General features: G+C 75.5%; 12 protein-coding genes. 5 read left to right on the top strand and 7 right to left on the bottom strand.

The annotated features are described in order from the left end of the window. Window positions 1-69: 69 nt before the first annotated feature. Window positions 70-900, bottom strand: coding sequence for a helical backbone metal receptor (locus ACWDD9_RS02100; protein ID WP_449810573.1), 831 nt, complete (start codon window positions 898-900; stop codon window positions 70-72). Window positions 901-1,160: 260 nt separating this feature from the next. Here ACWDD9_RS02100 and ACWDD9_RS02095 point away from each other — a divergent pair, with 260 nt between their 5' ends. Genes ACWDD9_RS02095 through ACWDD9_RS02085 form a run of 3 tightly spaced genes read left to right on the top strand, consistent with a single transcriptional unit; the run spans window position 1,161 to window position 4,159 of the window. Continuing rightward, a complete protein-coding gene (locus ACWDD9_RS02095; RefSeq protein WP_079272427.1) occupies window positions 1,161-2,261 on the top strand; it encodes an ABC transporter substrate-binding protein in 1,101 nt (366 codons plus the stop codon). A 3-nt stretch (window positions 2,262-2,264) separates the two neighbouring features. Beyond that, the gene (locus ACWDD9_RS02090; RefSeq protein ID WP_049651665.1) at window positions 2,265-3,353 is read left to right on the top strand and encodes a FecCD family ABC transporter permease; all 1,089 of its coding nucleotides are present in this window, start codon (window positions 2,265-2,267) and stop codon (window positions 3,351-3,353) included. After that, entirely contained in the window at window positions 3,350-4,159 is an 810-nt protein-coding gene (locus ACWDD9_RS02085) for an ABC transporter ATP-binding protein (protein ID WP_387820247.1), read from the top strand. The genes ACWDD9_RS02090 and ACWDD9_RS02085 overlap by 4 nt, the downstream gene beginning before the upstream one ends. A 32-nt stretch (window positions 4,160-4,191) precedes the next feature. Here the strand turns inward: ACWDD9_RS02085 and ACWDD9_RS02080 are convergent, their stop codons facing one another. The 4 genes from ACWDD9_RS02080 to ACWDD9_RS02065 all read right to left on the bottom strand — a co-directional run bounded on the left by ACWDD9_RS02080 (window position 4,192) and on the right by ACWDD9_RS02065 (window position 8,925). Further along, window positions 4,192-5,175, bottom strand: coding sequence for an L-tyrosine/L-tryptophan isonitrile synthase family protein (locus ACWDD9_RS02080; RefSeq protein ID WP_449810572.1), 984 nt, complete (start codon window positions 5,173-5,175; stop codon window positions 4,192-4,194). Between the two features lie 94 nt (window positions 5,176-5,269). Next, window positions 5,270-6,601, bottom strand: a complete 1,332-nt coding sequence (locus tag ACWDD9_RS02075; protein WP_449810571.1) for a cytochrome P450 family protein — start codon at window positions 6,599-6,601, stop codon at window positions 5,270-5,272. An 88-nt stretch (window positions 6,602-6,689) separates the two neighbouring features. Then, window positions 6,690-8,063, bottom strand: coding sequence for an MFS transporter (locus ACWDD9_RS02070; RefSeq protein ID WP_380775766.1), 1,374 nt, complete (start codon window positions 8,061-8,063; stop codon window positions 6,690-6,692). A gap of 259 nt (window positions 8,064-8,322) precedes the next feature. Next, window positions 8,323-8,925, bottom strand: coding sequence for a sigma-70 family RNA polymerase sigma factor (locus ACWDD9_RS02065; RefSeq protein WP_049651662.1), 603 nt, complete (start codon window positions 8,923-8,925; stop codon window positions 8,323-8,325). 16 nt (window positions 8,926-8,941) lie between these two features. On the opposite strand from ACWDD9_RS02065, the gene ACWDD9_RS02060 reads away from it, so the two are divergent. After that, complete coding sequence (locus ACWDD9_RS02060; protein ID WP_375873333.1) at window positions 8,942-9,208, top strand: zf-HC2 domain-containing protein; 267 nt, start codon at window positions 8,942-8,944, stop codon at window positions 9,206-9,208. A gap of 327 nt (window positions 9,209-9,535) precedes the next feature. Here the strand turns inward: ACWDD9_RS02060 and ACWDD9_RS02055 are convergent, their stop codons facing one another. Next, window positions 9,536-10,453 carry a hypothetical protein gene (locus tag ACWDD9_RS02055; RefSeq protein ID WP_449810570.1) on the bottom strand — a complete coding sequence of 306 codons (918 nt, stop codon included), beginning with the start codon at window positions 10,451-10,453 and terminating at the stop codon, window positions 9,536-9,538. Between the two features lie 758 nt (window positions 10,454-11,211). On the opposite strand from ACWDD9_RS02055, the gene ACWDD9_RS02050 reads away from it, so the two are divergent. Continuing rightward, a complete protein-coding gene (locus ACWDD9_RS02050; RefSeq protein ID WP_074004426.1) occupies window positions 11,212-12,441 on the top strand; it encodes a cytochrome P450 in 1,230 nt (409 codons plus the stop codon). A gap of 136 nt (window positions 12,442-12,577) precedes the next feature. Here ACWDD9_RS02050 and ACWDD9_RS02045 read toward each other — a convergent pair whose 3' ends face one another. Beyond that, complete coding sequence (locus ACWDD9_RS02045; protein ID WP_049652745.1) at window positions 12,578-13,285, bottom strand: N-acyl homoserine lactonase family protein; 708 nt, start codon at window positions 13,283-13,285, stop codon at window positions 12,578-12,580. Window positions 13,286-13,331 lie beyond the last annotated feature (46 nt).

The raw sequence follows: 13,331 nt of genomic DNA, 5'->3' as shown, positions 1-13,331 counted from the left end.
GGGCCCTGTCGTGTTCCGGGGCGCCCTGTGGCGACGTACGCCGGTCCCCAGGTGTCACGGGCGGTCGTCCTACGAGGCGTCCGGACCGTCCGGACCGCCCGGACCGAGGGGGTGGTCGAGGGCGTGCCGCAGTACGGCCGGGGCGGTCACCAGCGACGGTCCGTACCAGGTCAGGTGCCGTCCGCTGACCAGTGCCGCCGGTGTGCCCGGGAACGCCTCCGGGCCGTCCTCGGCGCTGAAGCGGTACGGCTCGTCCGGCAGGACCACCAACTCCGGCTGGCAGGCGAGCAGTTCGGGCAGTGGAACGGCCGGGTAGCGCTCGGGGTGGTCGGCGTGGACGAGCCGCAGGCCCAGGCGGCGCAGCAGGTCCCCGGCGAAGGTGTCGCGGCCGAGGACCATCCACGGGCGGCGCCAGATCGGGACGACGGTCCGGGGGCCGTCGTCCTCCGGGGGCGCGCCGTCGCTCCCGACGGAGGCCCAGGCGGCCTCCGCCTCGTCCAGCCAGGCGGGCCGGGGCAGCCCGCAGGCGGTGGTCAGCAGCCGGTGCAGGGAGCGGAAGGCGTCGTCCAGGGTGCGGATGTCGGTGACCCAGACCGGGACGCCGGCCGCCCGCAGCGCGTCCAGGTCGGGGCGCCGGTTCTCCTCGTCGTTGGCGAGGACGAGGTCGGGCGCGAGCGCGAGGATGCGCGGGACGTCCGGGTTCTTGGTGCCGCCGATCCGGGTGACGGACAGGTCGGCGGGGTGGCTGCACCAGTCGGTGGCGCCGACCAGCAGGCCGGGTGCGGTGGCGGCGACCGCTTCGGTCAGTGACGGCACCAGCGAGACCACCCGGCGGGGCGGGCGCGGTCCGAGCCGGACGGGGAGGTCGAGGTCGTCGCGCGGGGCGGTGGGGTCGGCCATCCGGTCAGCCTACGTCCGGCCCCCGGCGAGGGGGCGTGCGGACGGCGACCGGCCGCGCGCGGCACCGGAGACCCACTGCCGGGAACCCGTTGCCGGCCGCGCGTCGCCGGAGACCAACCGCCGGGAACCCATCGCCCGGGCCGTCCGACTACCTGGTCCGGGTCCGCAGCACGGGCCCTCAGTACGACCACCCGGTGCCAGGGCCGAGCCCGGTCACCCGGGACCGTCACCGAGCACCATCACCGACCAGGAGAGTTGTCATGCGCCCTCGTGTCGTCTGCGGAATCGCGGCCGCCGTCGCCCTGTTCGCCACGGCCTGCGGAAGCGGGACCGGGGGCGGGTCGAGCGCCTCCGTCACCGTCCGGCCCGACGCCGGCGGTGGTTTCCCCGTCACGGTCGCCGACTGCGCGGGCAAGGAGACCACCATTGCCAAGGCGCCCGGCAGGATCGTCACCAGCAACGCCTCCAGCCTGGAGCTGCTGCTCCGACTCGGCGCGGGGGAAAGGGTGATCGGCACCGGCTTCCCGCCCGGCAAGGGCACCCTGCCCGCCGCGCTCGCCGAGCAGGGCGCCAAGGTGCCGGTGCTCGGGGACAAGAGCATCCCCAAGGAGAAGCTCCTCGGCTCCGGCGCCGACCTCTACGTGGACACCTTCGGCGCGATGCCGATGATGGGCGGCGGCGCCACCGGGCCGAGCGAGGAGGAGTACGCGGCGGCCGGCATCCAGCACGTGTACCTGCTCTCCACCGCCTGCGCCGGGACGCCGAAGGCCGCCAAGGCGCCGCGCACCGACCTGGCCGGGATCGAGGAGGACGTCCGCCGGCTCGGCGCCGTCACCGGCACGGCCGCGCGGGCGGAGGAGCTGGTCGCGGGGATGGAGAAGCAGCTCGGCGAGGTCCGCACCGCGCTCGCCGCCGTGCCGGAGGGGCAGCGGCCGAGCTACTTCGTCTTCGACTTCGACGCCGGCACCAAGCAGCCGGTGGCGGTCTGCGGCCGGCAGGTCGCCAACGCCGTGATCACCCAGGCCGGGGCGCGCAACGTGTTCGCCGACTGCGACGCCGACTTCAAGCCCGGCTCCTGGGAGGACGTGGTCGCCAAGAACCCGGACTGGATCCAGCTGGCCGTGCGCAACCGGGGCAGCGAGGAGGCCACGCGCAAGGCCTTCGACGAGGCCGAGGCCTTCCTGAAGGGCTTTCCCGCGACGCAGGGCCTGAAGGCCGTCCAGGAGGGGCACTTCGTCCGGCTCGGCTCCGAGGTGACGACCATCGCGGGGGTGCGCAACGCCGACGCCGTCCGGCAGATCGCCGCGACCGTCCACCCTGACCTCGTCAAGGCCCCCGACCTCGCCAAGAACGGGCAGTAGCCGGTGACGTCGGCCACCGCTCGGAAGGAGCGCGGCGAAGTCCGCCCGGCCCGCATCCTGCGGGCCGGGCCGCTGGCCGCCGTCCTCGTCGTCGCCCTGGTGCTCGCGCTGACCGCCGCCGTCTCGCTCGGCTCGGTGGACGTCCCGGCCGCCGAGGTCTGGTCGGTGGTCGCCCGCCGGCTCACCGGTCGGGCCCCGGAGCCCGGGACCCGTGATCTCATCGTCTGGCAACTGCGCGTTCCCCGTGCCCTGTTGGCGGCCGTGGTGGGCGCCGGGCTCGGCCTGGTCGGCACCGCCGTGCAGGCCCTGGTCCGCAACCCGCTCGCCGACCCGTACCTGCTCGGTATCTCCTCCGGGGCCTCGCTCGGCGCGGTCGCCGCGATCGTCCTCGGCACCACCCTCGGGCTCCAGCTCTCCTTCGGCAGCGCGCTCGGCCTCACCGTCTCCCTGGCGGCGTTCGCCGGCGCGCTCGCCGCGTTCTCGCTGGTCTGGCTGATGGCCCGGCGCGGTGGCGGCTTCTCCCCGCTGCGCCTGGTCCTCGCGGGCATCGGCATCGCCCAGTTCCTCGGCGGCATCACCAGCTACCTGGTCCTGCAGACCCGCGACGAGCAGCAGACCAGGGGCGTGCTGTTCTGGCTGATGGGCAGCCTCGGCGGCGCCGTCTGGGCCCAACTCGCCGTCCCGGCCGTCGCGGTGGCGCTCGGACTGGCCCTGCTCCAGGCCCGCGCCCGGGGGCTCAACGCGATGCTGATGGGCGACGAGACGGCCGCCGGGCTCGGTGTGGACGTCGCCCGGCTGCGCCGCGAGGTCTTCGTCGTCACCAGTGTGCTCACCGGGGTGCTGGTCGCCGTCTCCGGGGCGATCGGCTTCGTCGGGCTGATGGTGCCGCACGTGTGCCGGCTGCTGGTCGGCGCCGACCACCGGCGGCTGCTGCCGCTGTCCGCGCTCACCGGGGCGCTGCTGCTGGTCGTCGTCGACACGGTGGCCCGCACCGCCCTGGACGGCCAGGAACTGCCGATCGGCGTGGTCACCGCCGTCCTCGGCGCCCCCACCCTGCTCTACCTGCTGGACCGACGACTGGAGCGCAGTTGAGGATCGCCGTCGAGGACCTGAGTGTCGCCCTGGCCGGCCGGACGGTGCTGGCCGGGGCCAATCTGATCGCCGAGGAGGGGGAGATCGCCGGACTGGTCGGCCCCAATGGCAGCGGCAAGTCCAGCCTGCTGCGCACCGTCTACCGGCACCTGCGGCCCAGCGCCGGGCGGGTGCTGCTGGCCGGGCGGGACCTGGCGGAGCTACGGCCCGCCGAGTCCGCCCGGCACATCGGGGCGCTGCCCCAGGAGCGCGGCGGGGACTTCGAGTTGAGCGTCCGCGAGGTGGTCGCGATGGGCCGCACGCCCTACAAGCGGGCCTTCGCGGCCGACGACGCCGAGGACCGCCGGATCACGGCCGAGGCGCTGGCCCGGGTCGGCATGGCCGGGGCCGCCGACCGCCGGTTCGCCCAACTGTCCGGCGGGGAACGGCAACGGGTGCTGCTGGCCCGGGCGCTCGCCCAGCAGCCGGACGTCCTGGTGCTGGACGAGCCGACCAACCACCTGGACGTCCGGCACCAGGTCGAACTGCTCGCCCTGCTCCGGGAGCAGCGCCGCACCACCCTGGTGGCCCTGCACGACCTCAACGCCGCCGCCTCGGTCTGCGACCGGCTGCACGTCCTGCACCGCGGCGCCCTGGTGGCCTCCGGGACGCCGCGCGAGGTGCTGACCGCCGAGCTGCTGGCCGAGGTCTTCGGGGTGCGGGCCGCGGTGGTCGAACACCCGCTCACCGGCGACCCGTTGATCGCCTTCGACCACCGCGCCCCGGCAGCGGCGGCGGAAGCGGAGGCCGCCGCGCCGGGGCGCTAGGTGTTCCGTCCCTTCCCGTACGCGACCGTGTCCTAGCGGCACTCGTAGTGGCTCGGCCGGCCGTCCCGCAGGACCAGTCGGCCGAGCCGGGCGGCCTCGTCGCTGCGCAGCAACTCCCGCCGGCCGTCGGCGCGGTGGAGCACGGAGGAATGCCAGGGGGTGGTCCAGGAGTCGGCCGCCGCCAGCAGCCGGATGCCGAACTTGGACGCCCCGGCCGGCTGCGGGTGGATGGAGAGCCGGACGGCGCGCGGGTGGTGCTCGGCGATCAACTCGCCCCAGGCGCGGCTGCGCTGGATCACGCCGTAGGCGCGGCGGCGGCACTCCCGCTGGAGGGCGGAGCGGGTGCCGGTGAAGCCGACGGTGTCCTCGGTGAGGAAGCGGGTGATGCCCCGGTAGAGCCGCAGGGTCTCCTCCTCGGTCAGCACCTGTTCGCGCAGCTCCTCGACGCTCGGCGCGTACCGGGCGTGCACCCGGGCGCGCTTCTCGTCGTACGGGAGGTCGCCGAGGACGGCCCGCAGGTCGAAGGTGTCGAGGTGGGCCAGGCCCTCGCGGGCGATCATGGCGGTCAGGGCGTCCGAGTAGGCGTCTATGTGGTCGTCCGGGACGTTGATCAGGTCGCCGAAGATGTGCCCGTCCGAGCAGATCAGGATGCGCGCACCGGGTGCGTGCAGGCGGCCGATCTCGGCGCACAGGCCGTCGAGGAAGGTCAGCGACAGCCGTTCGCCCTCGTCGGGCAGGTGGCCGAGCACCTTCGCGGGGTTCGGCGACTTGCAGGGGAAGCCGGGCAGGGTCAGGACGATCGGTTCGCCGGCGGCGATGAAGTCCGCCAACTGCGCCAGCTGGAGCGGGAAGTGCTCCGGGCGGGCGTCGAACTCCGGGTCCGCGGCGCGGCGGTGCGGCAGCAGCAGGCCGAGGACGCGGGCGGCGAGGGCGGCGGCGGTGGTGCCGGGGGCGCTGGTGGCAGTGGTGAGGGCGTCGGGGGTGATGACGGCAGGGGCGGTGCCGACGGGCGGCATGGTGGGTCCTCCACGAAAGGCGGTGCGGTACGGGTTTCGGGCTCCGGGCGGTCGGAGCCGGACGGTCGGAGCCGGGGCGCGGTGCGCCCGGGGGTCAGCGGCGGTGGTCGTAGGCGACCGGCAGCCGGTTCACCCCGCGGGCCAGGACGGCGGGGACCCAGGCCAGGTCCGCCAGGCCGTCGCCGGCCGCCTCGGCCGGACGCAGCCCGGGCAGCCGGGTGAGCAGGGTGGCGAGGGCGACCTGGAGTTCGGCCCGGGCCAGCGCGGCGCCGGGGCAGTAGTGGATGCCGTGGCCGAAGGCCAGGTGGGCGTTGGGCGTGCGGTCGAGGTCGAGGCGGTCGGGCTCGGGGAACTGCGCGTCGTCGCGGTTGGCGGCGCAGAGCGAGACGATCACCGAGTCGCCGGCCGGGACGGTGGTGCCGAACAGGTCGCTGTCCTCGGCGAAGAACCGCCAGGTGGTGAGCTCGAACGCGGCGTCGTGGCGCAGCAGTTCCTCCACCGCCCGGGCGAGCCGGCCGGGCTCGTCGACGCCCTCGCGCAGCCGGGCGAGCTGCTCGGGGTGGCGCAGCAGGGTGACCAGCATGGTGGTGATCTGGTTGGTGACCGGCTCCTGCCCGGCGACCAGCAGCTGGAACACCATCGAGTCCAGCTCCGCGCGGCTCAACTCGCCCGCGTCATGGGCGGCGACGAGCCGGCCCAGCAGGTCCTCCTGTGCCGCCCAGCCGGGTTCGCGGCAGTCGGCGCGCTTACGGGCGACGACGTCGGCGATGTACGTCTGGAGGCCGCGCAGTCGGGCCTCGTACGCCGGGCGGCCGGGGTCCTGCGGGCCGACCGGCTGGACCACCTTGCCCCAGTCCCGGTCGAAGCGGTCCGCCAACTCGGGCGGAAGGCCGATGACTTCGGCGAGCACCCGGAAGGGGTAGTGGGCCGCGAAGCCGGCCACCAGGTCCGCGCCGCCGGACTCCGGCAGCTCGTCCACCAGGGCGTCGGCCAGCTCCCGGAACCGGGGGCGCAGCGACTCCACCCGGCGCGGGGCGAAGGCGTCGAGCACGAGCCGGCGCATCGAGGTGTGCTTGGGCGGGTCCTGGTGGAGCAGGTGGACCTGGAGCTGCGAGTGCTGGGGCTCGGGCATGATCGACGCGAGCCGGCGCCAGTTGTCGTTGCCGAGGCTGTGGTTCTTCCCGAGGCGGGGGTCGTTGAGGGCCGCGTGGGCGGCCCGGTAGCCGGTGACCAGCCAGGCGTGGATGCCGCTGGGGAACTCCACCCGGTGCACCGGCCCGGCCTCGCGCATCCGCTGGTAGAGCGGGTACGGGTCGCGCTTGCACTCCGGACCGTACAGCGGGACGGGGGAGGGCAGCCGGTCGTACCCGTACGGGCAGCGCGGGGCGTCGTCGGTGGCGGCCGGGTCGGGGATCGTGTCGGTCATCTGAGGAGGTCCTTCGGTGGGGAGGGGGTGGTGGTGGGGTGCGCTCGGGCGGGTGCGGCGCGGTGCGGTGCGGTGCGGGGTGGGGCGGTCAGGGCCTGGGGCGGCGGTGCAGGGCGAGCAGCGCGACGGCGGTGGCCGCGACGAGGGCGGCCAGGGCGATTCCGGCCCGGGTCCCGGTGGTGTCGCGGGCCCCGGCCAGGGCGGTGGCGGTCGCGAGGGCCGGGCCGAGCGCGAAGCCGAGGCTGCGGGCGAGTTGGACGGCGGAGCCGGCGGTGGCGAGCTTCCCGGGTGGGGAGGCGGACATCACCAGGGCCTGGGTGGGGCCGCCGTTGAGGCCCATCCCGGCACCGGCGAGGGCGAGTCGCGCGGCGATCTCGGGGGCGGACCAGCCGGTGTCCAGCGGGACGAGCAGGGCCAGGCCGAGGGTGGTGACGGCGGCGCCGGTGAGCGCGGTCGGGCGGGCGCCCCAGCGGTCGGCCAGCCGGCCGCCGACCCGGCCGGCCAGCACCATGCCGAGCGGGAACGCCAGCATGGTGAGCGCGGTGGCCGTGGCGCTCTCGCCCCGAGGGCCGCGCAGGTGCTGGGCGAGCAGGTAGTGGCAGGCCGCGAATCCGGCGGCGAGCGCCAGCACGGAGGCGTTGACCCCGGCGGTCCCGGCGGCCCGCAGCACCTCGGCCACCGGTCGGCCGCCCGGGCGGCGCAGCCAGAGCAGCACCAGCGGAACGGCGGGCAGGACGAGCAGCAGCCACAGCGCGGACTTCGGGGCCAGGGTGAGCCCGAGCAGGACGGCGGCCACGGCGGCGCCGATCAGCGCGGCGTCGCCGAGCGAGGACCGGTCGGGCGGCCGCAGTCCGCCTCGGCGCGGGGCGTGGCGCCGCACGATCAGCACGGCGGCCAGGCAGACCGGCAGCTTCACCAGGAAGATCGCCCGCCAGCCCAGGTGGTCCAGCAGCAGACCGCCGATCACCGGCCCGGTGACGGCGCCGAGTGGACCGAGCGTCGCGGGCACGCTCATCGCCCGGCCGCGCAGCTCGGGCCGGACGGAGGTCGCGGCGAGCACCGGCATCAGGACGAAGAGCACGGCCCCGAAGGCGCCCTGGAACAGCCGGGCCGCGATCAGCCAACCGGCCCAGGGGGCGCAGGCGGCCAGCACGCTGCACAGGGCGAAGCAGCCGACCGCGAGCAGCAGGGCCGAGCGGGTGCCGACCTGGTCCAGCCAGCGCCCGGCGGGCAACAGCAGGGCGACGAGCGGGAGTTGGTACCCGAGGACGGCCCACTGGGCGACCCCGGGGGAGACGTGCAGGCCGGCCGAGATGTCGGTGAGCGCGAGGTTGACCACGTTCATGTCGAGCATTGCGACGAAGGACAGCAGTCCGGCGGCGACGACCAGGCTCCAGCGGTCCGCCGATGGTTGCTGACGCTCCGTCAGAGATGAGGCGGTCGGGGTTGGTTGCGCCGTCATGAAGTCCCTCCGTCTCCCGTACTGCTGTACCGGACGCCGCCTCGGCGGCGGGGTCCGGTACAGCAGTCGGTGGCGAGGGGGCTCCGGTTCCGAACACTTGGGGGATTTCTTCTCGATAGCCGGAAGCTGACGGCTGGCAGCGGACAACGGACAGATGACAGACGACAGCTTTCAGCGAACAGATAACAGATTTCGAAATCTGTTATCTGTTCGCTGTCAGTTGTCCGCCGCTGCCCGCTGCCCGCCGCCCGCCCGCCGCTCAGCAGGCGGTCGCGAGCTCCCCGGCCTCGGCGGCGCGCAGGCGTGCCACCAGCTCCTCCCGCGCCCGGGCGACCCGGGAGCGGACGGTCCCGACGGGGCAACCGGCGACCTCGGCCGCCTCGGCGTAGCTCAGGCCGACCACCTGCGTCAGCACGAAGGCCTCGCGCCGCTGGGCGGGCACCCGGTCGAGCAGGTCGCCGAGCGCGACGCCGTCCTCGAACCCGGCCGTCGGTGCGCCGCCCTGCCGCTCCGCCGCCTCCTGCCAGTCCGGCAGAGCCGCGCAGCGCGGCCGGGCGGCCGCCATCCGGTACCGGTCGATCACCGTCCGCCGGGCGATCGACAGCAGCCAGGTGCGGGCGGAGGAGCGCCCCGCGAACGCGGGCAGGCCGCGCAGTGCGCGCAGGAAGGTCTCCTGGGCGAGGTCGTCGGCGGACTGCACGTCGGTCAGGTGGGCGACGAAGCGCCAGACGTCCCGCTGGGTCGCCCGGACGAAGGCCTCGACGTCGGCCGCCCGTCCGGAGCGGGCGGTCAGTGCCAGTGCGGTGAGCTGCTCGTCATCCACGGCGGCCCCCTGCCCGGCCGGTCCCGGCGGCACGGCCATGCGGGACGATGGTCGTATGAGATGCGCGCAGTTCCGTACCGCTCTGTCCGCCCGGCTCGACGGCGAACCGAGCGGTCTGCCGGAGGTACGGCTGGACAGGCACGTCGCGCGCTGCGCCGGCTGCCGGGAGTGGCTGGCCAGGGCCGAGCAGCTGCACGGCCGGGTGCGGGCGGGCGCCACCGACGGGCCCTCGCCCGAGTGGTCGGCCCGGCTGCTGGCCCGGCTGGGCGAGGGCGGCCCCGAAGGCCGTGCTCCGGACGGACCGCGGTCCGTCGAGCGCTAGGCGCGGTGGGCGTGCCCGGCGGGGCGGGCACGTCCGGGGGAGCGGGAACGGCGGGACGGTGGCGCCGGCCGGAGCCGGTGCGCCGTCGAAGTCAGGCATGGGAAGGTCCCGAGGGGAAGGCGGGGAGCGGCACCGCGCAGGGCGGCACCGTCGGCGTCCATGGGCAGCCGCGCGGCACGCCGGCCCTGGGGAGGCGCGGCGGCGGACGCGGGCCCGCACCCTGACGGCACGACGGCGCGGGGCGCGGCCGTACGGCAGGGCGACCTGCCCGTCGCGGGGCCCCGGTGGCCGGAGGTGGCCGGGCGGGGAGGAGCAGCGGCGGGCGCGTCAGCAGGCGAGGGCGAACGCCGGCGGCCCGCGCCGGACCACGGCATGCGTCAGCAGCACCGACCGGGGCGGCCGGGCCCGGTCGTCGGCCGGGCGGGGCGGTGCCGGGGCCCGGTAGCCGAAGGGGCGCGCGAACAGCGCCAGCAGCGGGAGCAGGAGCGCGCCCGCGACCACCGCGCCGAGCGCACCGAGCAGCTCGAAGAGCCGGACCAGCGCCGCGTCGCCGCGCCAGAGCAGGAGCGCGCACGCCAGCGCGGCGAGCACGTGGGCGGCGGCCATTCCCGGTGACATGCCGTGGGACATCCCGTGCGCCATGTCGTGCGCCGGTCCTTGCGCCGGTGCGCTCACCAGGTCCTGCGCCGTGCCGTACGACCCGCCGCCGTGCAACGCGCCGTCGGGCATCATGTGCGGTCCGTCGGGCATCCCGGTCATCCCGGGCAGGCCCGCGTCCACGGCGGTCGCGCCCGAGCCCCCGTGGTGCGTCCCGGCCGCCGGCCGCAGACTGCCGGTGGCCGGCGGGACGTCCGGGTCGATGCCCGCCATCCGCGCCAGTTCGACCGGGGAGAGCCCGCCGGGTGCCCGGTCGGGGTTGCACAGCAGGAGGGCGGCCCAGTCCGTGGTGGCGAGCCGGCCGAGGCCGCCGCCCCCTCGGGAGAACGCCGCGGCCTGTTCGAACAACTGGTGCAGCGCGGTCTGCGCCACGACCATCCAGAGGCTGATCACCCCGAGCCCGCGCCGTTTCCCGGCGAGCAGCCAGGTCAGCCCGAGGACCGCCCCGAACCCGCCGGCCAGCACCGTCGGAGAGACTCCGGATCCGGCCATGGCGACGTGCGCGGTGGCGGCCATCGCCATGCACAGCGCGGCGAAGACCACGGCGCGCAGCAGGCGGATCCGGTCGGTCATCACGATGGCACTCATCGTCGCACCCGCCCTGCCCGGCCCGTAGCGCACCCTCCGGTCATGGCCGGTTCTGTGCCGTGAGACCATGCCCGGCCGCCGGCCCCCGGAGCCCGCCGGATCACCACCCGGTTCGGCCCGCCGACCCGACGCGACGAACCGAACAACGGCTCGTAGGACCATCGGGGCGGTTTGACAGCACGTACCCCATTGCTCACTTAATGTGCACCACCCCGTACGGTGCGTATCGGGACGACGCTGTTCAGAAGCAGGGAGGTCCGGCCTTGGAGACCCCGACGGATACCTCGGCGCCCATTGCCGACAATGCCAAGTCCGCTGCCCCCACGGAGCCGACCGTCCCGCAGCAGGCGACAGGCCGGAAACAGGCGACGGCCGTGGTTGAAGTCGAAGCCGAGGAACCCGGCGAGCAGGCCGAAGCCGCCGCCCCGGCCGGAGCTGTCGAACCGGCCGAAGCCATCGAGCCGGATGAAGCAGAGGAGTCGGCCAAGGCTGAGGAAGCTGCCGGACCGGCCGAAGCCGCCGAGTCGGCCGACGTCGCCGGACCAGCCGAAGCCGCAGAGCGGGCCGAAGCCGAAGAGCCGACCGAAGCGGCGGACGCGGCCGGAGCCGCTGAACCGGCCGAGGCCGCAGAGCAGGCCGACCCACCCGGATCCACCGAGCCCGCCGACGAGGCCGACCCCGCCACCCCGGCTGAAGCAGCGGAGTCGGCCGAGGCCGCCACCCCGGCCGAGCCCGCGAAGCCGACCGAGCCCGCCGCCCTGCCCGCGTCCGTCGACCTCGCGGACCCCGGCTTCTGGCAGCTGCCCGCCCCCGACCGCGCCGCCGCCTTCGCCGAGCTGCGCCGCCGCCCCGGTCCGGTGTTCTTCGGCGACCGCGCCACCGGTCGCGGCTTCCACGCCCTGGTCCGTCACGCCGACGTGGTCGAGGCCAGCCGCACCCCCGCCGTCTTCCTCAGCGGCCCCGGTGTGACCACCCCCGTCCCGGCCCGCTGGGTCCGGCTGCTGTTCGGCGACTCGATGGTGAACCTGGACGACCCCCGCCACGCCCAGCTGCGCCGGATCGTCTCGCGGGCGTTCACCCCGCGGCTGCTCGACCGGGTCGAGGAGGACGTCCGGCGGATCAGCACCGAGCTGGTCGACCGGATCGAGCGGGAGCGGCCGGAGGACTTCGTGACCGCGGTCGCCGCCGAACTCCCGTTCCAGGTGATCTGCACCATGATGGGCATCCCGGAGCGGCCGCGCCGCACCATCCTCGACCTGGTCAACCGCACCTCCGAGGACATCGGTGTGGCCCGGCCGCTGCGCCGCCGGCTGCGGGTGCCGGGGCGCGGGCTGCGGGCGCTCGCCCGGATGCAGGGCATCGTCGCCGGGATCGGCCGCCGTCGCCGTCGCCGGCCGGAGGAGGACCTGATCTCCGCGCTGGTCACCGCCGACGTGGACGGCCGCCGGCTCACCGGACGCGAGCTGGGCGCCTTCTTCAGCCTGCTGCTGGTCGCCGGGGTCGAGACCACCCGCAACGCGCTGGCCCACGGCCTGCACCTGCTGACCGTCCACCCCGAGCAGCGCGCCCTGCTACTCGAGGACCTCGACGGACGGCTCGGCGGCGCGGTGGACGAGATGGTCCGCCACGCCACGCCGATCATCCAGTTCAACCGGACCCTCGCCGTCGACCACGAGCTGGGCGGCTCCGGCGGCCCGCTGCTGCGCGCGGGGGAGAAGGTCGCGCTGTTCTACGGCTCGGCCAACCGCGACGAGGAGGTCTTCCCCGACCCCGACGTCTTCGACATCACCCGCACGCCCAACGCCCACCTCGGCTTCGGTGGCGGCGGTCCGCACTACTGCCTCGGCGCGCACCTGGCCCGGCAGGAGATGACGACGCTGTTCCGCGAGCTGTTCACCCGCCTTCCCGAGGCGCGGTCGGTCGGCGAGCCGCAGCTCGTCCCGTCCAGCTTCGACCACCGGGTCCGCTCGCTGCGCTTCACCTTCTGAGCCTCCTGAGCGCCCCGGCCGCCCTAGATGTCCCGGCTGCCCCGGCCACCCTGGGCGCCCCGGAGGTCCAGGCCGCCCCGGACGCTCCGGGCCTCCTGAGCGACCGGTCCCCTCCGGACGGCCGGGGCTCCGGCGGCTACTCGGCCGGCTCCCAGACCGCGTTGTCGTGCGCGAACAGCACCCGGTGCGGCCCGTGCTCGGCCACCCGGTCGAGCCAGGCCCGGTACCCGGGCAGCGGCGGGGCCACGCCCTCGCGCACCGCCCGCCGGGCGAGCACCGCCTGCCCGTACTCGGAGGCGAAGTCGTAGGCCTGCCCGGCCAGCAGGACCGGCCCGCCGCCCGGGCGGTCCACCAGCAGCGACTGGTGGCCCCCGGTGTGGCCGGGGGTGGGCAGCACCCGGACGCCCGGCCAGACCTCGGCCTCGCCGTCGAGTTCGCGGTACTCGGCGCCGGGGAAGTCGACCAGCGCGTCGATGGTGTACCCGCCGCGCCGGGCGGTGGCCAGCTCCTCGGCCTGGACCAGGACGGGCGTGCCGGCGAACAGCGGGTTGCCGCCGCAGTGGTCGAAGTGGAGGTGGCAGTTGACCACCAGGTCGATGTCGGCGACGGCGACCCCGGCCGCCGCGAGCGCCTCCGGCAGCGGGCGGCGGACCGGGCGGTAGTGCGCCTCGGTCTCCGGTTCGCCGCCACCGATCCCGGTGTCGAACAGCAGCAGTCCCTCCGGACGCCGGACCAGGTACGCGAGCACCGGTTCCACGCGCGGCTCCGGGCCGCCCACTTCGGTGGCCGGTCGGACGAAGTACCCCAGGTCGAGACGGCGGATCACGTGCAATTCAGCCCCCATGTCGCAGTGCGTCGCTCTGCCCCCGTACGGGCGGCCGCGCGGGCCC

The sequence above is a fragment of the Kitasatospora sp. NPDC001119 genome, from assembly GCF_053598475.1.
The sequence above is the reverse complement of the archived record's forward strand: the minus strand, read 5'-3'. Positions and strand labels throughout refer to the sequence as shown.

What these genes read in the sequence shown, in the direction of transcription:
- ACWDD9_RS02075 (WP_449810571.1), bottom strand. Translation starts at nt 6,601, where the DNA reads ATGACCGACACGATCCCCGACCCGGCCGCCACCGACGACGCCCCGCGC.
- ACWDD9_RS02065 (WP_049651662.1), bottom strand. Translation starts at nt 8,925, where the DNA reads ATGGCCGTGCCGCCGGGACCGGCCGGGCAGGGGGCCGCCGTGGATGAC.
- ACWDD9_RS02080 (WP_449810572.1), bottom strand. Translation starts at nt 5,175, where the DNA reads ATGCCGCCCGTCGGCACCGCCCCTGCCGTCATCACCCCCGACGCCCTC.
- ACWDD9_RS02045 (WP_049652745.1), bottom strand. Translation starts at nt 13,285, where the DNA reads ATGGGGGCTGAATTGCACGTGATCCGCCGTCTCGACCTGGGGTACTTC.
- ACWDD9_RS02095 (WP_079272427.1), top strand. Translation starts at nt 1,161, where the DNA reads ATGCGCCCTCGTGTCGTCTGCGGAATCGCGGCCGCCGTCGCCCTGTTC.
- ACWDD9_RS02100 (WP_449810573.1), bottom strand. Translation starts at nt 900, where the DNA reads ATGGCCGACCCCACCGCCCCGCGCGACGACCTCGACCTCCCCGTCCGG.
- ACWDD9_RS02060 (WP_375873333.1), top strand. Translation starts at nt 8,942, where the DNA reads ATGAGATGCGCGCAGTTCCGTACCGCTCTGTCCGCCCGGCTCGACGGC.
- ACWDD9_RS02070 (WP_380775766.1), bottom strand. Translation starts at nt 8,063, where the DNA reads ATGACGGCGCAACCAACCCCGACCGCCTCATCTCTGACGGAGCGTCAG.
- ACWDD9_RS02055 (WP_449810570.1), bottom strand. Translation starts at nt 10,453, where the DNA reads ATGAGTGCCATCGTGATGACCGACCGGATCCGCCTGCTGCGCGCCGTG.